19 protein-coding genes, 1 tRNA gene and 1 pseudogene are annotated in these 20,362 nt (G+C 52.8%); 1 reads left to right on the top strand and 20 read right to left on the bottom strand.

The genetic code is table 11. From position 1 onward, the window contains the following. Nucleotide 1: 1 nt before the first annotated feature. The 9 genes from D889_RS0106605 to D889_RS0106565 form a co-directional block, all read right to left on the bottom strand. Nucleotides 2-967 carry an ABC transporter permease gene (locus D889_RS0106605; RefSeq protein ID WP_010631510.1) on the bottom strand — a complete coding sequence of 322 codons (966 nt, stop codon included), beginning with the start codon at nt 965-967 and terminating at the stop codon, nt 2-4. Between the two features lie 15 nt (nt 968-982). Continuing rightward, nucleotides 983-1,906 (bottom strand): ABC transporter permease, encoded by a 924-nt coding sequence (locus D889_RS0106600; protein WP_010631511.1) that lies wholly within the window; start codon nt 1,904-1,906, stop codon nt 983-985. Between the two features lie 97 nt (nt 1,907-2,003). After that, the gene (locus D889_RS0106595; RefSeq protein ID WP_010631512.1) at nt 2,004-2,336 is read right to left on the bottom strand and encodes a DUF3870 domain-containing protein; all 333 of its coding nucleotides are present in this window, start codon (nt 2,334-2,336) and stop codon (nt 2,004-2,006) included. Between the two features lie 333 nt (nt 2,337-2,669). Beyond that, nucleotides 2,670-3,473 (bottom strand): serine hydrolase, encoded by an 804-nt coding sequence (locus D889_RS0106590; RefSeq protein WP_018962222.1) that lies wholly within the window; start codon nt 3,471-3,473, stop codon nt 2,670-2,672. A 27-nt stretch (nt 3,474-3,500) separates the two neighbouring features. Then, nucleotides 3,501-4,400 (bottom strand): C40 family peptidase, encoded by a 900-nt coding sequence (locus D889_RS0106585; RefSeq protein ID WP_010631514.1) that lies wholly within the window; start codon nt 4,398-4,400, stop codon nt 3,501-3,503. Nucleotides 4,401-4,422: 22 nt separating this feature from the next. Next, a complete protein-coding gene (locus tag D889_RS0106580; RefSeq protein ID WP_010631515.1) occupies nt 4,423-5,508 on the bottom strand; it encodes a mandelate racemase/muconate lactonizing enzyme family protein in 1,086 nt (361 codons plus the stop codon). 118 nt (nt 5,509-5,626) lie between these two features. Next, a complete protein-coding gene (locus tag D889_RS0106575; RefSeq protein WP_010631516.1) occupies nt 5,627-5,809 on the bottom strand; it encodes a YvrJ family protein in 183 nt (60 codons plus the stop codon). A gap of 74 nt (nt 5,810-5,883) precedes the next feature. Continuing rightward, a complete protein-coding gene (locus tag D889_RS0106570; RefSeq protein ID WP_010631517.1) occupies nt 5,884-6,099 on the bottom strand; it encodes a DUF2922 domain-containing protein in 216 nt (71 codons plus the stop codon). A gap of 47 nt (nt 6,100-6,146) precedes the next feature. Then, on the bottom strand, nt 6,147-6,365 hold the full coding sequence (locus D889_RS0106565) for a DUF1659 domain-containing protein (protein WP_010631518.1): 219 nt from the start codon (nt 6,363-6,365) through the stop codon (nt 6,147-6,149). A gap of 178 nt (nt 6,366-6,543) precedes the next feature. Here D889_RS0106565 and D889_RS0106560 point away from each other — a divergent pair, with 178 nt between their 5' ends. Beyond that, nucleotides 6,544-6,930, top strand: a complete 387-nt coding sequence (locus tag D889_RS0106560) for a RidA family protein (protein ID WP_010631519.1) — start codon at nt 6,544-6,546, stop codon at nt 6,928-6,930. Nucleotides 6,931-7,169: 239 nt separating this feature from the next. On the opposite strand, the gene D889_RS0106555 is transcribed toward D889_RS0106560, so the two are convergent. The 11 genes and pseudogenes from D889_RS0106555 to D889_RS0106510 all read right to left on the bottom strand — a co-directional run bounded on the left by D889_RS0106555 (nt 7,170) and on the right by D889_RS0106510 (nt 20,350). Further along, complete coding sequence (locus D889_RS0106555) at nt 7,170-7,694, bottom strand: shikimate kinase (protein ID WP_010631520.1); 525 nt, start codon at nt 7,692-7,694, stop codon at nt 7,170-7,172. Nucleotides 7,695-7,696: 2 nt separating this feature from the next. Next, on the bottom strand, nt 7,697-8,806 hold the full coding sequence (locus tag D889_RS0106550) for a prephenate dehydrogenase (protein ID WP_010631521.1): 1,110 nt from the start codon (nt 8,804-8,806) through the stop codon (nt 7,697-7,699). Then, nucleotides 8,803-10,116, bottom strand: a complete 1,314-nt coding sequence (gene aroA / locus D889_RS0106545; RefSeq protein WP_010631522.1) for a 3-phosphoshikimate 1-carboxyvinyltransferase — start codon at nt 10,114-10,116, stop codon at nt 8,803-8,805. The genes D889_RS0106550 and aroA overlap by 4 nt, the downstream gene beginning before the upstream one ends. Further along, entirely contained in the window at nt 10,073-10,678 is a 606-nt protein-coding gene (locus D889_RS0106540) for a hypothetical protein (RefSeq protein ID WP_010631523.1), read from the bottom strand. The genes aroA and D889_RS0106540 overlap by 44 nt, the downstream gene beginning before the upstream one ends. A gap of 14 nt (nt 10,679-10,692) precedes the next feature. Next, nucleotides 10,693-11,859 (bottom strand): chorismate synthase, encoded by a 1,167-nt coding sequence (gene aroC / locus D889_RS0106535; protein ID WP_010631524.1) that lies wholly within the window; start codon nt 11,857-11,859, stop codon nt 10,693-10,695. After that, on the bottom strand, nt 11,856-13,325 hold the full coding sequence (locus D889_RS0106530; RefSeq protein ID WP_010631525.1) for an MFS transporter: 1,470 nt from the start codon (nt 13,323-13,325) through the stop codon (nt 11,856-11,858). Before D889_RS0106530 ends, aroC begins: the two co-directional genes overlap by 4 nt. A gap of 497 nt (nt 13,326-13,822) precedes the next feature. Beyond that, a complete protein-coding gene (locus D889_RS0106525; protein ID WP_010631526.1) occupies nt 13,823-16,492 on the bottom strand; it encodes a calcium-translocating P-type ATPase, PMCA-type in 2,670 nt (889 codons plus the stop codon). Nucleotides 16,493-16,756: 264 nt separating this feature from the next. Beyond that, nucleotides 16,757-18,391: a phospholipase C gene (locus tag D889_RS0106520; protein WP_010631527.1), complete on the bottom strand. Its 1,635-nt coding sequence runs from the start codon at nt 18,389-18,391 to the stop codon at nt 16,757-16,759. A gap of 338 nt (nt 18,392-18,729) precedes the next feature. Then, nucleotides 18,730-18,802: transfer RNA gene (locus D889_RS0106515), tRNA-Ala, on the bottom strand. An 87-nt stretch (nt 18,803-18,889) separates the two neighbouring features. Further along, nucleotides 18,890-19,069, bottom strand: a pseudogene (locus tag D889_RS15825) (DUF6366 family protein); the annotation flags it as partial. 174 nt (nt 19,070-19,243) lie between these two features. Further along, a complete protein-coding gene (locus D889_RS0106510) occupies nt 19,244-20,350 on the bottom strand; it encodes a metallophosphoesterase (RefSeq protein WP_010631528.1) in 1,107 nt (368 codons plus the stop codon). Nucleotides 20,351-20,362 lie beyond the last annotated feature (12 nt).

Raw genomic sequence — 20,362 nt, 5'->3', positions numbered from 1 at the left:
ATCAGCTCCTCAGATTCGGATCCAGCGCGTCCTGAAGTCCGTCGCCAACGATATTGAAAGCAAACATCGTCAGCGAAATAAACAAGGCGGGAAAGAACAACTGCCACCAGTAACCCGAAAGAATCGCTGACAGCGAATCATTAACCATCACGCCCCAGCTGGCAAACGGTGCCTGAACGCCAAGTCCCAGAAAACTGAGAAAAGCTTCCGAGAAAATGGCAGACGGGACGGTCAGTGTCACCTGAACGATAATCGGACCCATCGTGTTCGGCACCAGACTCTTCCGGATAATCCGGGCAGTGCCGCTGCCGAAGGATTTCGACGCAATCACAAATTCATAGTTTTTCAGCTGAAGCACCTGCCCGCGGACAATCCGCGCCATATCTGTCCATCCGGTTGCCGAAAGGGCGACCACAATCGTCAGCAGGCCCGGACCCATGACAACCATCAGAAGAATGACAACCAGTAAATACGGAAGCCCGTACAGAATTTCAACGATCCGCATCATGACATTATCTGTCCGCCCGCCCTTATAGCCTGACAGGCCACCGTAAGCCACGCCGATCAGCAAATCAGCCAGTGCTGCAACGATACCGATGAATAAGGAAATGCGAGCGCCGTACCAGGTTCGTACAAAGACATCCCGGCCCAGATTATCCGTACCGAACCAATGTGCCGGGGACGGTGCGAGATCCTGCATAACAAGATTCTGGGCCGTAACATTATAATGGGACAGCAGCGGGCCGATCACAGCCATGATCCCAAGCATAATCAGGAAAGCAAGGCCGCCCATCGCGAGTTTATTCTTTCTGAACTGAATCCATGTATCTTTCCAGTATGATGTGCTCGGCCGTACCAGCCGTTCCGCACCATGTTTTTTCCTGCTCCGCGGCCGGAACCAGTCGTCCGGAATGGGCTGGACGACAGCGGATTGAAGCCGGGATTCTGAAACGTCATCTGCGCTCATTGCTTTCCCTCCTTCCTAATGGAGATTAATCCTTGGGTCGAGCCATCCGTAAATAATGTCAACAAGAAAGAGAAGGATGATCAGAATCGTACTGTAGAAGACCGTTGTTCCCATAATGACCGGATAATCCCGGGAGTTGATGCTGTCAACAAAGTACTTGCCCATTCCCGGTATGGCAAATATCTTTTCGATAACAAAAGTTCCGGTCAGAATGCCGGCCGCAAGTGTACCGACAACAGTGACGACCGGGAGCAGTGCGTTCCTGAGCGCATGTTTGAAAACAATCAATACCGGAGAAAGCCCCTTTGCTTCCGCCACTCGGATATAATCCTGATTGAGTATCTCCAGCATACTCGACCGAGTAAGCCGGGCAATAATCGCCATCGGACCGGTTGCCAGAGCGATTACAGGCAGCACCATATAACTGACACCCTGCCATGTCCCAACCGGGAACCATACGAGATTGACGGCAAATTCCTGAATCAAAAGTGTCGCCAGCACGAAATTGGGAATTGAAATACCGAGAACGGCGATCGTCATGGCCAGGTAATCAATGATGCCATTATGTTTCAATGCAGCGACAACACCCAGAGCGATACCCGAAATAATCGCCACAATCAATGTCCACATGCCCAGCTCAAACGAAACGGGGAAGCCTTGTCCAATCAGATCATTGACCGTCTGTGTCGGCTGCCTGATCGACGGGCCGTAATTAAATGTGATGATCGATTTCAGGTAAATCAGGTACTGAACAGGAAGTGGCTGATCCAAATGATAATGGGCCTCGAGATTTTTCATCGCCACAGCGTTGATAGACTTCCCGTTGCTCGTATTGAATGGTGAGCCGGGGATCGCGTGCATCAGTACGAATGTCAGTGTGGCGATCACCCAGATCGTCAGCAGCATCTCAAGAAACCGTTTGAGTATGTATTTTGCCATAGCCTTAACTCCTCTGTTTTAGTGTACCGGCGGCATCATGGCTCACACTGTCCGAAAACAATAAAATCCAGTCCTGATCATAAGGGCTGGATTTTATCTAGGTTTGATTACTAGATAAAGCGGCGGAAATCTGATTATATTTTTTCAGAGCGTCATTATAGGCAACAATCAGTGCCTTCTGTGATGAACCGAAATAACGGTTGCTGATATTTTCCAGAATCGCCGGGTCATCCATCAGCTGATCCACAAAAAGCGAATGGATGAACCGGTTTGTCAGCCCGATGGTTGCGGAACACTCGGCATCCACTATCCGGCCGCTGGACATATCGATCACCAGACCGAGAAAGAACTGATTGTACCGCAGTGTAATCGGGTTATTTCTACTTGACTTCGAATCTCCGATAACGAAAATCGTATTTTTACTGAACATAGTACATTTCCTTCATTATGCTTATTTCAGGTGACTCAAGGGGCTGGCAATGGGAAATTGCAGATACTTGAATCATGTAAACATGTTCAAAGGAATATTATAATTATAATATTATTCAGACAAATAAAAGTCAATGCTTCCAATCATCATTTTGTTAGATTTTATTACATAAACTGTATGCCAGTCATCTCATGTATCTATTTTATAGCGATTTATGGAATTAAAAACCATATGTATCGGTTATAACAATCCATTTTGTAAAAAATCCTGACCCTGTTTTTGATTCAGAAGACACGAGGCATCTGCCCTATTACCGATCAGTTAACCTGATTTTCAGAGACTGAGCAGATAATCGGCGGTTTTCCGGCCGATCGTTTGTATGGCGGCCAGTACTTTTTGCCTGTCTTCGACCCCTTCTGACAGAACGGCAATTGTCAGCCGATGTTCCCCGCAGACAAAACAGGCTGCGTCATGATCCACTTCCTCCATCTCGCCAGTCTTGTTGTACACGTCCACGGGGCAAGGCAGTTCATCAAAAAGGGCCGGAAGCTTCCCCCGGAACTGCTGATGCAGAAACCAGCGTCGAACGTCATCTGAAAACGGACCTTCCATCGTCATCACTCGTTCAACCATGGCACAGGCATCTGCAGCACTGATTCTGTTCCTCCGGCCGGCCGATTCCGCTGCTTCATCCATTAATTTTCTGCCAAGTACAGTGCCAGTGAATCCATTCTTCCGTATCCAGTTCTGAATCACATCGCTCCCGAGGTAGTCGATCAGTAAATTGGTAGCTGTATTATCAGAGACATTGATCATCAGTGCAAGCAAGTCGCGCACGGACCACGTCCGGCCACTCAGAATCTGAAGGACTCCGGAACCGCCGACAATTTCCAAATCGGTGAATTGTACCTGATTTTGGAAAAGCCCGGGGTTGCGGGACGCCTGTTCGCAGGCACAGAGCAGAATCGGCAATTTGATCAGACTCGCCGACAGCATCGATTGAGATGCATTCAACGAAAAATAAAAACCGTCAGTGCCAGCGGCCCGGACAGCCATTTGTTTGCCGAACGGCGCAGACAGATCTTCCAGAGACCTGGCGAGAGCATCTTTCTTCTGTTGGTACGTTTTATCCATCATCACCAGCCTGCCTTTCAGTCGATCAAATCAGTTTTCCTTCCAATAGCGCCGGACCGTGCACAGTTCTTCTTCAAAGATCGTTCCGGCAAGTTCTGTCAGACTGACTATCTTACCTGGTGTCGGTGAATGGACCATTTTTCCATCACCGGCGTAAATGCCGACATGATGGACATAGCCCCTGCCCTGTTCATACGCAAAGTAGAGCAGGTCACCCGGTTTCATTTCCGCTTTTGCGATCTCCCGGCCCTTGACCGACTGGTCATCAGCGTCGCGCGGGATCAGGTAGCCGCCGGCGCGCAGCATGGAATAGCTGAACCCGGAACAGTCATACCCGTAGGCACTCATCCCCGACCACAGATAGGGAAGATCTAGAAAGCGCATCGCGTTGGCGACGATTTTTTCACCGGTGTCCTTTGGACGACGGAACGGAAAAATCACATCTTCCGAATTGAGGTAACCGTTCCCGGACGGACTGGCAACCTTCACGCGAGTCCCTTCACCACCAAGAAAATCCAGAAATGTACCGAAGCTGAGAGTAAGCACAGGCGTCTGATGCCGATCAAAAAAAGGCGCCAGTTTGCTCTGAACCATCACCTTTTCACCGCCTGCCGCCGCGTGCGGTGCGGTCAGCTGTCCGGCCGGCATCCAGCCTGGGTAGCCGCGGCTGTCTTTCGCCGACATCTGAGCGGGCACCATGACATAGGCCCAGCCGTCCCGGATCGAGCCAACGATCACTTTGTCCCCGAAAAGGACCTGTGTTTGCACGCGTTTCTCATCACAAAGATCGATCGTCTGCTTCCGGGTCATCTGAGCCAGCCATCCGGGAATATCCGGATCGGCAGCAGCCGCCGGCCCATCAACCGGACGCACCGAATCCGGATCGGTCCAGACGGTTGCCACGGGCACACGGACTTCTTTAACGAGCATCTTCATCGCCCCATTCCATTATTCAGTCGTCAGCATGAACAGCCGTAATGCCGAGACCGGGCTGTTCAGGCAGGAAAATCCGTTTTCCCTGATAACTTACGCCGCCTTCCACCGGATCGGCGGCCAGCATCAGCGGCGCATCAAGATCGCAGCGTGTGACATTGCGTTCTGCCGCGGCAAACTGGCACGCCGCTGTGACCGATACTTTCGATTCAATCATGCAGCCGCACATGCACTCTATTCCGTAAGCTTCGGCGATATGGCAGATCCTGACCGCATTGGCGATCCCGCCGGCTTTCATTAACTTAATATTCAGGATGTCGCAGCCGTGCATCGCCAGAAGCCGTGCCGCATCATGGAGGCTGAATACACTCTCATCCGCCATGATCGGCGTAACGACCGATTCGGTGACCTGCTTCATTCCGGAAAAATCCCAGGCGGGCAGCGGCTGCTCGACGAGTTCGATATCCAGATCGAGATGCTCCATTTTCCGGATGGCTGAGATCGCTTCCTTCACCGACCAGCCCTGGTTGGCATCAAGACGAATCTTGATGTCCGGACCCACAGCCCGGCGGATTCCGGAGACACGTTTGAGATCTTCCTGTTCCGTGGAATTGCCAACCTTGATTTTTAATGTGTCATAGCCCTTCTGAACCAGTTCCAGCGCATCGGCAATCATCTCATCGGTTCCGTTGACACTGACCGTAAAATCGGTACACAGCTGATTCCTGTACCCGCCAAGCAGCTGATAGAGCGGCAGGCCGGTACATTTCCCCAGACAGTCATACACCGCCATATCGATTGCTGCCTTTGCGCTCACGTTATGAACCATCGCTCGCTCAAGTACCGCGTCAATTTTCGCTTTCTGTTCGATCTGAAGACCGATCAGCTGCGGCCCGATAACTTTTTCAACGGCATAACGGATACTTTCCAGACTGTCCCCGGTAATGACATGCGTCGGCGGCGCTTCGCCGATGCCTGTTGTCCCGTCATCACAGATGACGGTAACCAGGATATTGTTCAGATGGGTCACGGTCCGCAGCGCCGTTTTAAAAGGTTTATTCAGCGGTATGGACAGCATTCGGGTTCGGATATCGGCAATTTTCAAAGTGTGAGACTTCCTTTCGGCAGTTCTGTGCCAACATTTCCTTTCATACTGTCATTTTACTCCTGTTACGTAAAAAGCACCCGCCGATGTGGCAGGTGCTCCGCCTTTCTGTTCTGATTTATCCTTGCTTTTTCACTTCCCGGATTGCCGGCTCTTCAGGGCGGCCGGCCGCCGTGACGCCGGGCAGCGCCCGAACCGACTGAATCAGCTCATCCAGTTTTCCTTCAATCCGGTACAGAAGGAAAAAGGTGACGACAGCCGGAAAACCGATATCCCTGATCATCGGCAGCCATACCTCCATCTGATCCGCCTCCTTTCATTTAAAAAGGGCCGAACGATATGAAGCTTCGGCCCTCTTCATTCAGTTCACGCAGCTCAGACAATCTGGATCGGCGTGGTATTATTTTCAGAAATACGTGCCGATTTCAACTGTGTCAGTAGGCCCCCAGTCGACACGAACACATTCTGCGCGATAACTTCGTCCATTGCCGCTTTTACTGCAACAGGATCTGCAGGCTCAATCGGATCGTTGAGCGAGAGTGTGACCGACTTCCCCTGTTCGTTGAGAAAAACGAGATTCAGTTTCTTCATTAACTGTTCCTCCTTTCTGTCATGATTTCCTGATCCGTTTTACCGGATCAGGCCGTGATTGTCGCTGTATCGTCGCGCTCGACGGTTACCAGCGGATGCTGCTGCAGCGGTGCCAGTTTGCCGGCAATTGCCAGCAAAGCGTCATAGGACGCAGCTGCCTTGATGTTGCGGAACGTCTTCGTCAGAACGACCGGGTCGCCGTTCTGATCCAGGCCGCCGTCAAAGCTCAGCACCAGGGCAGATGCTGTAATCGTACTGTTGGCCATCATCATCACCTCCTACATCTATCAGGTAGGAGATTCTTCCCGAAAATGGTGATAAACGGTGCCGGAATTCTTTTTTTCGTGGGGACTCGGCCCGCCGTTGTGTTAAAATAAGGACTAATCCCGGCGTGAGGCCGCCCTTCAGCACTTGCGCCCATACATAAAATGGAGGCAGGACAGAATGAAAAAGCAGATTGCGACCAGGCTTGCTCCGCAGGCCGTCGGTCCTTATTCACAGGCTGTCGCAGCGGGAGGGTTCGTGTTTGTCTCCGGACAGATTCCGCTCGACCCGGAAACCGGCACGATTGTTGCCGGTGATGTAAAGACCCAGGCAGAACGGATCTTTAAAAATATCGGTGCGATTCTGAATGAGGCCGGTCTTGATTTTACCCATGTGGTCACAGCAACCGTTTTTCTGACGGATATCAGCGACTTTGCCGCGGTCAATGAGGTCTACGCAGGTTATTTCAAAGGCGGCGTGCTCCCCGCCCGTTCGGCAGTGCAGGTAGGCGCCCTGCCGAAGCAGGCGAAGCTGGAGATTTCCTGTGTTGCCGGTACAGAAAACTGAGTTTCCTGTCTAATAAGAAATCCACTCTGACGTCGGCAGAGTGGATTTCTTATTATGTAAGTGAAAATGAAGAGAATCGGAGAGTTGCTCCTATTTAGGGAAAACTTGATCCTAATCAGGACAAAGTTGCTCCTATTTCGCTAAAACTTGATCCTATTCGGGCTCAAGTTGATCCTATTAGCCTGCCGCAAAAAACTACGGACAAGTTTAACAGAGCCCGTTAAAAAAGAAAACAGAATTCAGTGCATCCCATCTTCAGCGGAAATGTGTGCCCGCTCCATAATCTCACGAACGATCTCGATCGGCGTTTTCCGGTCGGTGGAGATCCTGAAGTCCGCCGATTGCCGGTAGCAGCTTTCCCGTTCCCGGTACAGCTGAAGTAGTTTGTCCGGATCCAGTGCCTGGACAAGCGGACGGTTCCGGTCATTTTTCAGCCGTTCAAGGATCATCTCCGGAGACGTTTCCAGAAAGATGACCGGCGTCTTGATCCGGCGCAGCAGCAGATTGTTTTCCATTCGTACGGGCGTTCCTCCTCCGGTTGAGAGAATCCCCGCCCGAGCGACTGCTGCGGCAAGCAGCTGCGTTTCAAGGTCCCGGAAATAGGGCTCCCCCTCTTCGGCAAAAATCCGGCTGATGGACTTCCCGGCCTTTGCAACGATCGCTTCGTCAAGATCGATGTGCGGGCAGTGCAGCATTTCCGCCATTAAACGGCCGATCGTTGTTTTCCCGCTGCCCATAAAACCGGTTAACACAAATTCTGTCATGTTTAATCACTCCTGACTGCTGTAAATCCGTATCGGGTCAGCGCGTTTCTCGCACGGATCAGATCCTGGCGGTTCGAGAACGACAGTTGCAGGACGCCGTCGATTTCTTCTCTGATCTCAAGGATATGGATATTAATCAGATTGATTTGTTCTTCTTCTAGAATTCGTGTGACTTTAGCGATTTCTCCGACCCGGTCGGGAATATTCAGGAACAGATCATGAAAACCGGGAACATGTTCACGGGAAGCATCGGTAATGCCGTCCCGGGTGACCTTGGCTTTCAGAAAATAATTGCGGATGGCTTCCTGGTCGGACCGGATGATCGCCTGCCGGAGGCGCTGCAATTCCTGGACGAAGCCATCCATTCTGGCAACGATTGTCGCTTTGCTGCTTAACAGGATATCCGTCCACATCGTCGGGTCGGAGGAGGCGATCCGGGTAATGCTTCGGAAACCGCCGGCAGCCAGTTTTAAAGAAAGCGGCGAGTGGCTGAACTCCGTCTGCGACTGATTGACTAATCCGGAGGCAATGAGGTGCGGCAGGTGGCTGATCTGGGCGACCACCCGGTCATGCTCGGCGGCCGACACGAGCTGCCACTTGACATGCGTTCCTGAAAGCAGAGTCTGCAGTTCATCGGCCGCACGGCGGTGCCGTTCATCCGTTATCGTATCGGTAATCAGAAAATAATAGGCGCTTTGAAACAGGTCGGCGCGGGCGGCACGAACGGTCGTTTTATGCGAGCCGGCCATTGGATGACCGCCGATAAAGATCACGCCCCGGCCGCTCAGTCTCTGCGCTTTTGCCGTGATCTCCTGTTTGGTACTGCCGACATCCGTAACCAGGACATCTGTTTTCAGTGAAAGTTCCGCCAGCCGGTCCAAATGTGCCAGAATCGTTCCGACGGGGGCTGCCAGTACAATCACATCAGCCGCCGGAGCGATATCCCGCAGCTGTGCAAAACCGCCGTCGATCATGCCGCGGTTTTCAGCAAAAGTCAGCAGCTGCTGATTCACATCAACGGCATAAATCCGGTGATCCGGCCACTTTTTCCTGATCGCCAGGGCCAGAGACCCGCCGATCAATCCCAGTCCGTCAACGACGATGGTTTTCATGGCCGCACCGGCCTTCCTGCAGACAGCAATTGATCCAGATCGCTGAAAAATTCCGGATAGGAAACGGCGACGGCATCCTCCCCGCGCAGCCTGAGTTCATGCCTGCTCAGCAGCGCTGCGACCCCAAGCATCATGCCGATCCGGTGGTCGCCGTGTGTGTCGACAACATGGGTCTCCCGCGGACTGAGCGGCGTTGGTCCCTGAATCGTCATGCCATCGGGCAGTTCAGTGACCGACGCGCCAAGTTTTCTCAGTTCTTCCGTCACAACGGCGATTCGGTCCGTCTCTTTGACACGCAGCTCTTCCGCGCCGTGAATCACCGTGATCCCCTCCGCCTGAGTCGCCAGCAGCGCGATCAACGGCAGTTCGTCGATCGCTCCCGGAATGTCCTGGCTTGAAAGCGACACCGCATGAAGGCCGGCATGGCGAACGAGAAGATCTCCGGCAGGTTCGCCGTCATCACTTCTGTTCAGAACAGTCACGTCGCCGCCCATTCGCCTGAGAATGTCCAGGAAGCCGGTACGCGTCGGATTCAGCCCGACATTCGCCAGTCGGATTTCACTGCCCCTGACCAAAGTGGCCGCAGTAATAAAGAAAGCCGCTGAAGACAAATCTCCGGGGATCTTCAGGGAACGGCCGACGAGCTCCGGTCGACCGCTGACCTTTATTTCCAGACCCCGCTGCTCAATCTCCGCACCAAAAGCGCGGAGCATCAATTCCGTATGATTCCGGGTCGGCTGCTTCTCGACAATCGTCGATACCCCGTCCGCCTGCAATGCTGCAAGAATCAGCGCACTTTTCACCTGAGCACTGGCCACCGGCAGCCGGTAATGAATCGGCGCAGACTGCGGCCGTCCACAGACCGTGATCGGCAATGTTCCGCGGGCACTGACTTTAAAGGCCGAACCCGATTGGGTCAGGGGCTCGGTGACCCGCCGCATCGGCCGACGACTCAGGGACGCGTCGCCAATAAGTTCGGTCGTGAAGTCCTGTCTGCTCAGCAGCCCGAGCAAGAGGCGCGTCGTTGTTCCGGAGTTTCCCATGTTCAGCGGAAGCCGCGGCTGGTTCAGTCCGTTCAGTCCGGCCCCGTGAACGAGCACGTGGTCGTCCCTGCGTTCAATCGCAACGCCCATATCCTGAAAGGCGCGGATCGTCGACAGACAATCCTCCGACAGCAGAAAATGTGTCAGTTCCGTGGTGCCCCGGCTGATTGCGCCGAGAATCACCCCGCGGTGTGAAATACTTTTATCACCCGGCACCGCAAGTTCACCGGTTAATCCTGTCCGAAGATTTGTATGTAAAATTTTCATGCCCTCTCACCCGATTCTCTTCATTAGATTTAATCTGATAGACACACCAGACCATGTCAGGCGTCCACGATCGCTCCACGTCTTCCCCTGAAGTCAGATGAACATTCCGCTCGTTCGTCAGGACAAACCGTGCCTGCGTTTCCTGATACTTCCGGTACGCAAGATATTTACTGTCTGCATACTCAACTTTCGGGCAGGCACCGACCGATTTCAGATAACTTTTCAGCAGTGCCGAAGTCGACGGATGGGTATAAGCCGCATCCTGCACCGCGTTCAGCCGACGGATCAGGACCAGACGATTCAATGGATGGCGGAAGCAGTCAATCAGGGTCAGTTGGGCGACATGTCCGTAATGAAAATCTGCCCAGTCCGTGTGGTTTCGAAACGACTTGAACGCGGCTGGAATCAGCAGACAGTCGCCCTGATATATCCCGAGATGATCGGTAATGTCTTCGAAACAATCGTGAAGCACAACCTGACTGATTCCGGTTTCTCTTTTCAGATAATAATCCGCCGCATCGTTGCTGTCGGTTGCTTCAGGTCCAAGTGTATGAATGATCACCGGTCAGAATCTCCTCAGTAATTTTTTAATTCCTCACAGTAGTCCTGATACTGCTTTTTCAGCCGTTCCATGCTGCTCGAATCAAACGTATCCAGTATGGCCTTGCACAGTTCGATGGCGACAACTGCTTCGATAATGAGAGACGCCGGAACGATCGCTGTCACATCGGAGCGTTCGATGCTGGCTTTATGTTCTTCCTTGCTGTCGATCGAGACACTGTGCAGCGGTTTGTAAAGAGTCGGGATCGGCTTCATCGCCGCATTGACGATGATCGGCATCCCGTTGGTCATGCCGCCTTCGAACCCGCCGAGATGATCACTGCTGCGGTACCAGCCGTGCTCCTTATCCCAGTAGATCTGATCCATATCCTTACTTCCGGGACGGACGGACAGATCGAAGCCGTCGCCGAAAGATACGCCCTTAATCGCATTGATGCCGATCACTGCGGCAGCAATTTTGGCGTCCAGTTTCTCATTCCAGCTTGTGTAGCTGCCGAGACCGGCCGGAACGTTTTGCACGACGACCCGGATGATCCCGCCAAGGGTGTCACCTTCCTTTTTCGTCCGGTCAATGAGCTCGTGAATCGGCAGGACTTGATCCTGGTCGACGATCCGGAGATCATTCTTACTGATCTCACGCTCAATTTCTGCCGGCGTCAGCAGCCGGCCGGCATCCGCGTCAATCGGCCCGACCTGACGTACATATCCGGCAAGCTGAATGCCAAGCTGATTGAGCAGCTGGCTGCAAACCGCACCGATGGCGACCCGCATCGCCGTTTCCCGGGCCGACGAACGTTCCAGTACATTGCGCAGATCCCGATGCCCGTATTTCATCCCGCCGACCAGATCGGCATGGCCCGGACGCGGATTCTTCACTTCCCGCATATTCGTTTCCGGATCCGGTTCACCGACCGGATCCATAATTTCACCCCAGTGTTTATGATCGATGTTGGCGATCCGGAGGGTGATCGGCGAACCCAGAGTGATGCCGTGACGCACCCCGGATGTGATCTTCACCCGGTCTTTTTCAATCTTCTGCCGGTACCCGCGTCCGTAACCTTTCTGCCGCTCACTCAGCTGCTGATCGATCTGATCGGCCGACAGCTGCAGACCGGCGGGAAACCCCTCGATCAGTCCCGTCAGTTCCGGGCCGTGCGACTCACCTGCTGTAAAGTAAATCATCGGATCCTTCCTTTCTCCTGTATCTGTGATTGATAGCGTTTCGAATTGATCAGAATGGTCTGGAAAATCGCCTGATAATAAGCAACATTTTCATGATCCCTGATTTGCCGGTGAATCCGGTCCATGATCTCCTGCTCGCGTGCCCGATCAAGAATCTGCCCCTCCTGGTCACGTTTTTTAACACCGATGATACGGACCATCCGGAAGCGCCACTGCAGCAGCCTGAGAATCAGGAAATCGATCAGATTGATCCGGCTCCGTTCTTTGCGATAACTCACATTCTTCTCTGTTGAAGGGCGCATCAGCCGGTAACCGATGAGCCAGAGAATACAGGAAGCGGCGGCGATAATCAGATCGCTGCGCAGTGCTGCGACCGTGCTGAGGGTCGACAGCATCCCGGTGAAGATCGGCACCGTGAACGAAGCGAGACTGCCGAACGAGAAGAAGATGCCGGTCACGCGGCCCCTGGCTTTCGGAAACAGGGAGATGAAAATATTCAGACCGACCTGCATGATCCCGCCGGCCGCCGTTATGCCGAAAATAAATGAAGCCGCGCTGACGACGAGCGGATTGGCCGAAAAGCAGATCACCAGGAGCGCCAGCAGAGCCAGTCCGCTGAGCGTCAGAATCAGATGAACATCCTTCACCAAGGCGCGTTTCAACAAGGTGAAAGTGATCAGAACACCGGTAATCGATCCGGCACTGTACAGAGACAGCAGAAAATGAGCCTGCATATTGCTCATGTGCAGATCGCCAATCCCGTAGAGCGTGATCCACTGCGTATAGAGGATCATCAGGGCCATCGACGTGTAACCGTACAAAGACAGAATGGCAAGCAGTACGATTTTTCGGGCGGTCACCGTACCCTTTTCAAACAGCCGGTGATCTGCCTTCCCGCCTGGACGCGACTGTTCCGGAAACCGTGTCCGGATGAGCACGAGACAGTTGACGAGAAGAATGGCTGCAGCAAGAACGAAACTGAGACCGTACCAGCCGCCCAGATTCTCATTCAGCCCGATGAAAAGAGGCAGGATAAATTCCCCGACAGACATGGCTGCCTTGATCAGGATATTTGCCGCCCCATTGTTCCCGCCCATTTCCATAAAAGTTGGATAGGTTCCCGAATCCAGCGCCGAGTTGGCGATACCTGCCAGTATGGCCAGCAGGTAAGCCACCTGGAAATCCCGGGTCAGGACAATGCCGATGAAAAAGACTGTGTAGCTGACCATGCCGATTGCAATAAATACCTTCCGGCCGTATCGATCCGACAGACTGCCGAACAGATAATAAGCCAGAAGCCTGCCGATCCCCACACCGGAAATGACGTAAGAAACGGTTGCCAGCGGCGTTCCCCACACGCCGCTCAGCGCCTTCATGTTCTGTGTCAGAATCAGCAGGCCGATCCCGTGAATAAAATAATTCATGTAGAGGACCAGACTCAGCCTGATTCTGTTTGATTTCGTCATCCTTCCCAAACACCCCTTCTGTTTCTATTGAAAACGCTCTGTCTAAAAAATAATGTTGTTTTTCTCACTCGATCGTTTCGAGCGGAAGGCACGAATCTCCTGCGGGAAAAGCGAGCGCCTGCAACGGAAAACAGCACCAGATATAACAGAGTTATTGAAAAAGCCAGTCGGATTGTTATATCCGGCTGGCTGCTTTGAACAGGAAATCTATTGCAAGATCCGTATCGTAGTGGCGACCAATTAGGATGTAACAATCATCTCTAGTTGGTTGCGCTATTGTCGCTTCCCAACTCCAGATGCTAAAACGCATGGCGTTCGCACCCGGAGCGGATACGAACGCTACCTAAAGTAGTAAAAGCGATAATAGTAAGTAAAAGCCACTGCGATTCGTTTCATCGGATCTGTTCCCTTCTATGAGGATTACTCATCATTTAAACACCACAACTGCTGTTTGTCAATATCCCTTTTTTCTCATCCTCCGGCAGGATGATACTCAATCAGCTGCGCGAAGCCTTTTGCCGCATTCTCAGTCCGATTTTGACGCATTCATTGACGGCCAGCGGAACAAGAGAAAAGGCGACAACGATCACCCAGTCACGGAGACTCAACATCTGCACATGGAATGCACCGGCCAGCACCGGAATCGAAATGACGAGAAACTGCAGCACCATGCCGAGCACGATGGCACCGGTCAGATACAGGTTTGAAAACCATCCGATTCTGAAAATCGACTGCGTCGGATGGCGCATCGCCAGCGAGTAAAAGAGCTGCGATACTGCGAGCACGACGAAGGCCATCGTTTCCGCATAGTTCAGGACATGTCCCGGGATTCCTTTCGACCACATGCTGTAGCCGTATTCATTCAGCCCGAAATAAAAAGCAATCAAGGTCAGAAGGCCGATCAGCGACCCGCCGACAATCGCACGTACAGCGGCGCCTCCGGCAAAGAAGCTCTCTTTCGGACTCCTTGGCTTGCGCTTCATAATCTCCGCATCGCCGGGATCAATGCCGAGGGCGATCGCCGGCAGCGTGTCGGTGATCAGGTTGATCCACAGAATCTGCGTCGGCATCAGCGGTACCGGCCAGAAGAACAGAACGGAAATGAAGATGGCCAGAATTTCCCCAAGATTGCAGGACAGCAGGAAAACCACCGATTTACGGATATTGTTATAGATATTCCGTCCTTCTTCGATTGCCGCGACGATGGTCGTAAAATGATCATCGGTCAGGATCATATCACTCGCACCCTTGGAGACATCGGTCCCCGTGATCCCCATCGCCACGCCGATATCCGCCCTTTTCAGCGACGGTGCATCATTCACTCCGTCTCCGGTCATCGACACGATATTGCCCTGCGCCTGAAAGGCCTTGACGATCCGGACTTTGTGTTCCGGGGAGACGCGGGCAAAGACGCGGTACCGATTGATTTCGTTTTGAAACGCATCATCCGGAATCGCATCGATGTCACTGCCCGAAATCGCCTGATCCGGAGTATCGGCGATCCCGAGATCCCGGGCAATCGCCAGCGCGGTATGCTGGTGGTCGCCGGTAATCATCACTGGTGTAATACCTGCTTCCTTCGTTCTGGCGATCGCCTCCCGGACCTCGGGACGCGGCGGATCGATCATCCCGACAAGGCCGAGCACGATCAAATCCTGCTCCATGTCCTCCGCCCGGACCGGTTCCACCGTATCTTTATAGGCTGCACCAAGTACCCTCAGCGCCTTGTCGGACAGCGCTTCAGCAGTTTCGAGATACGCATGCCGCAGGTCGTCGGTAAGCGGGACAACCTGTCCGTCGACCCGTGCCCGGGTAGCGATCTTCAGAATATTGTCGATGGCCCCTTTCGTATTGACCCGGAAGCCGTCTCCCTCCCGGTTCACAGTCGACATCAGCTTCCGGTCCGAATCAAACGGCTTTTCCGCAACTCGCGGGCAGGCGGCTTCGAGTGTTTTTTTTGTCAGCTGATATTTTTCGCCAAGCACGACCAGCGCAACTTCTGTCGGGTCACCGGTACTCTCGCCGTTTTCATAAGTGGCGTCGGAGCAGAGCACCAGGGAGCGGATCAAGTCTTTCAGATCGTCACGCTTCACCGCGCGATTCCCGGTTTCCGGCACATCGTCAAGATTTTTATAAGTGTACGTGTTCAGGACCGTCATCCGGTTCTGTGTCAGCGTTCCGGTTTTATCGGAACAGATGATGGTGACGGAACCGAGCGTTTCCACAGCCGGGAGCCGTTTGACGATCGCATGGATCCGTGACATCCGCGTCACGCCAAGGGCCAGTACGATCGCGACAATCGCCGGAAGCCCTTCCGGAATTGCGGCCACAGCAAGGCTGATCGCCGTTAGAAACATTTCGAACAGATCCCGCTTCTGAATCAGGGCAACGATGAAAATCACCGCACAGATCGCGATGGCGACATAGCCGAGCATCTTCCCGAGTTCCGCCAGCTTCTTCTGCAGCGGCGTCAGCTCTTCCGTATCCTCGTCAAGCACTTTGGCAATCTTGCCGATCTCCGTCTGCATACCGGTGGCTATCGCTACCCCTTCGCCGCGTCCGTACGTCACCAGTGTGGACAGAAAAGCCATATTTGCCTGATCCCCAAGCGGTGTCTTCTCATTGTCAAAAGTTTTGCCGGCGTGCTTTTCCGTCGGTACGGATTCACCGGTCAGTGCCGATTCTTCAATTTGCAGATTAGCGCTTTCAGTCAGCCGCAGATCAGCCGGCACATAACGTCCGGCATCAAGCACCACCACATCCCCGGGCACAATCGTCCTGGCCTCCACTTCCCGGATCTCGCCATCGCGCCGGACCAGTGCTTTCGGCGCCGTCATTTTCTGGAGCGCCTCCATCGCCTTTTCCGCCTTGAATTCCTGAAAGACGCCGATCACAGCATTCAACACAACCACAATCAGAATAATCACGGTATCCGCGTATTCGCCGATCACCAGTGTGATCACGGCCGCTCCGAGCAGCACGTAAATCAGCATGTCCCGGAGCTGCGAAAAGAACAGGGCCAGCACACTTTTTTTCGGTTTGCTTTTTAACTTATTTTCTCCGTATTCCGCCAGTCTCCGCTGCACTTCATCACTGGAAAGTCCCTGTTCGGCAGTCACTTTATATTCTGAAAAAACCTCTTCTGCCGGTCTGGAAAACCATGCCATAGCCGATCGCCCCAATCTCCGAATGTACCGGTTTCGATCCTGTTCCGGTTAGTTTTGCCAAACAGAACAAAACTAGTCTGACTTTTTCGACCCGGTGAGTGATACCTTCTGTCGGAAAGCAGTGCCTCTGTTACCAGTTTATCGGAGAACTGGATGCGATTTCAACTGTGCATCGATCGGAAACTTCTGAAAGGCGCACCGAAAACAGGCCGAAGAAGCAACTCTCCGGCCTGTCTGCAAAAATCAGGATGAAAAAGATTTATTTCACTTCGCCGGAGCAGTGACCCCGGCTTCTTTGTAAAGGGTCTTCAGATAGGCTGCGCCTTGCTTCTTCGCCGCCTGCTTGCTTTCAACAAGGCCGGTATCCGGATTCAGGAACAGCGGTTTGTTGCCGCCGTGCTTTGAGAAATCGAACATATTCTCCATCGATCCGGCCATCGCGTCGAACGACTGGTCGCCGATCCGTCCCAGCTTCCAGTTGTCTTCAATGAACCGGAGGATGGATGTCTGATCGGTCAGCGTGTTATCGACAAAATTGGCTTTCGCATACGGTGAGATGACCAGCAGCGGCAGTCTCGGCCCGTACCCCGCACGGTCCAGATAGGCACCCGGTTTGACCTGGCCGTTAAGGGCATCAACCTGCGGATCATTCGACCCATTCACAACCGGCGGCATGACATGATCATACCAGCCGTCCGAATCATCATAAGCGATGATGATCGCGGTGTCTTTCCAGGACGGGAGCTGCTCCAGAGTGTTGATCGTGTTGGTCAGGAAGGTCTGCTCGTCGAGCGGATCAGAATAGCCGGAATGGCCGTCCTGATTCGCCGGTGCTTTCAGGAAGCTGACGGCAGGCAGATTCCCGGCTTTGGCTGCCGTCCAGAAGTCGGTCAGATCATACTGATGATTGGCCTGATCGGTCTTGCCGATCAGCGACGGTTTAGAGGGTGCCAGATGGTTCGGATTGGAGGTGGACTGATAATACTGGAACGGTTCATGATGCGGGATATAATCGGTCGACTTGGCACCGCCGACATTGCTGTGCTGCTCGGCCGCGTTGTGGAATCCGCCTTCAAACCAGCCCCAGGTAATGTTTTTATCGTTCAGCATATTGCCGACGTTCTTGCCGGTCAGCGCGACCGTCTTTCCTTTTGAGGCCTTGTCATAGTAAGGATCAGGGTCACCATAGGTTGACCCGTTGCTGTTCACCGAGCCGCTGATTACATTGCCGGGAATGGTCTGGCCGCCTGCCGTCGAATTGGCCGTATAGGCAACAGAGCCGTGCGTCTGCCCGGATACGAGATTCAAAGCCCCGGGTGTGGACGGCCCGTAGACAGTCCCGAACGAATTATCATTCAGTGAATAATTCTGAGCATAGTTCCACATCGCCGTGACCGTGTTCCCGTCATAGTAATTCATCACATTGGTCGATCCGTGGCCGCCGTACTGAACGTACTTGTCCATCAGTCCGCCGTCGGTCGCCTTCTGTTCATTCGTATAACTGTGGTCATTGCCGCCGGTCACCGCCTGGTTGCGATCCAGTCGCTGCGAGTTTACACCGTTCGGATTATTCGTCAGCAGCGCCCCGCTGAGTCCGTTTACCGTCGGGGTGTTCGGAGCCGCATGGAAGGCCGGTTCCCCTTTTGGATTCTTCGCATTCGGATACGTACCAAAATAGTGGTCAAATGAAATATTCTCCTGGAAAAGAACAACAACATGTTTAATCGGTGTGGTCGTGGCCGACTGTGACCGGATTACCGAATACTTAGAGGCGTGTTTTGTCACCGACTTGGCATCTGTCGTCTGTGTCCCCGGCAGTGCAAGCGTGCTGCACGTTGCGACAAGCAGCAGCGCAAGCAGCCCCGCCGTCCATTTTTTCTCTCTTTTCAATCGAATCATGCCTTCTTCTCTCCCTTATTTTAGTGATTTAACTCACAGGTTTATGATAGATGGGACAAGTTAAGCCATGATGTTCGTCATGTTTTCTGATTGTTAAAAAATTGTGAAAATGGGATGCAGGAACTGTGACATAAGGAGCAAGTAATCAGTGATTACCCTTGACTGGTGCATAGGTGCATACGTGCCCTGCTGGAAAATCCAGCCAAATCAAGGGGTCATTCAGCCAAATCCTATTTTGTGGAAATTTTGTGCCCTGAGTGTCTCATGCAAATCTTTGTCCCTAAGAAAAATGTGACCCCCAGGAAGAGGGTCACACACTTCATGATGCTATACATTTATGGAGCATAGCGGGCTCGAACCGCTGACCTCTTCGCTGCCAGCGAAGCGCTCTCCCAGCTGAGCTAATGCCCCATCGCAAGGCTTTAAGCCCGCCCGAGTCAATAACATAGTAATGTTACACTATTTGCTTCACAGCGGTCAAGTCGGTCGGAAAAGAATTTAACGGGTACATTGAGAAAGAATAAGTAATCCCCCGCCGACAAAGATAATAATTACAACCAGGGTAATGATGTTTGTAAGACAGCCGCCTTTGGTTAATGATTTTAAATCACCGGCCATTGAACGATTCATCGAGTCTGAGAGATTGTTCATCGGATGTTTTTTGTATTCCTCAGACTGTCTTTTATCTCGTCCAGATTAGTGATGCGGATATGCTTCGACTAAACCTTATGTCTGTTAAAGATTACCACACTTTAACTAAATCTAAAGTTATGTCCTTCGAGAAAAATCCGCTTAGGCATATTCAAGATTAATTCCTGGAAAACAACGTCAGGATTGTTGGTTAAAAACTGTCTATTTTTCATGCATTTCCAGCGATACTGTAAAGTTTTCCTGATCGTTCCTGAAAACATGGGTTTTCCCGTTCAGCGGTGAATAGGTACGCACGTACACGCGGCCATGGGACAGATCAAACCCCATGACACGGATAAATCCCTGGCCGCCCTGGAGGGACTGATAGTCGGTCAGAATCTGAATCACTTTTCTGTCGGGCCGGCCGTCCAGATTGTCGTCGATCTGATCCACCCGCCTGGCTGCGCCGTAAAAGTGGCCGCTCAGTACCATCCGTACATTGGCATTTGTCCGGACCACCTTTTCATAGACCAGGTTTCCCTCGATCGAGCGCTGGCTTTCACCATTCAGGTATTCATGGACGCAGAGGATGGCGGTCCGGTCTTTATAGTGTTTTAGCGTCTGATTGAGCCAGGCCACTTCTTCACGGCCGATCCCCCAGCCCATGCCGATCATGATGAACTTCTTGCCGCCGGCATCGATCAGATCATAATGTCCGCGGTTGTCCTTATAGGACCCGCCGTACCAGGGGCGGTCCCTGAATCGCTTTTCGCCAAAATACTTACTGTAGATCTGATAGTCGATGCTGTAGCCGACATCGTGGTTTCCCGCAATAACACCGTACGGCACTGAGGCCGCATCGAAGCGGTGCATTGCCTGTGAAGCGGTATGCCATTGATAGGGCTGGTCGAGATTGTTGACGATATCCCCGAGGTGAAATACATATTTTAAATTCAGTGCTTCTCTGTTAGCCACGAGCCACTGATTCATTTTTGGAAAGATTTCCGGCAGAGACTTGCTGTAAGCCTGAGTATCCGGGAGCACGCCCAGTGTAAAATCAATGGAATGGACGCCCGTGAACAGCGGGAAAGCAACCTTCCTGCTGACCGATGCTGCGGGAAACAGCTGATCCGGCGGCTTGACGGGAAAAGATTCCGTTGCGCCTGTCAGAGCCGCCCGGGAAGGCATCATTACCCGTTCAGAACCCGGGCCCTGGCTTGCATCCGCTGAGGCTGTCACCGTAAGAGACAAGAACAGAACGAAACAGAATGTGGCCTTACCCGTCCAGATCAGGACATTTTTCATAAAATGACGCGTGTTCCCCGCCATCAATCGACCGCC

The organism is Sporolactobacillus vineae DSM 21990 = SL153, from assembly GCF_000377985.1.
Classification (GTDB): Bacteria; Bacillota; Bacilli; order Bacillales; family Sporolactobacillaceae; genus Sporolactobacillus; species Sporolactobacillus vineae.
Note: the sequence above shows the minus strand (reverse complement) of the source record. Positions and strands in the feature narration are given on the sequence as shown.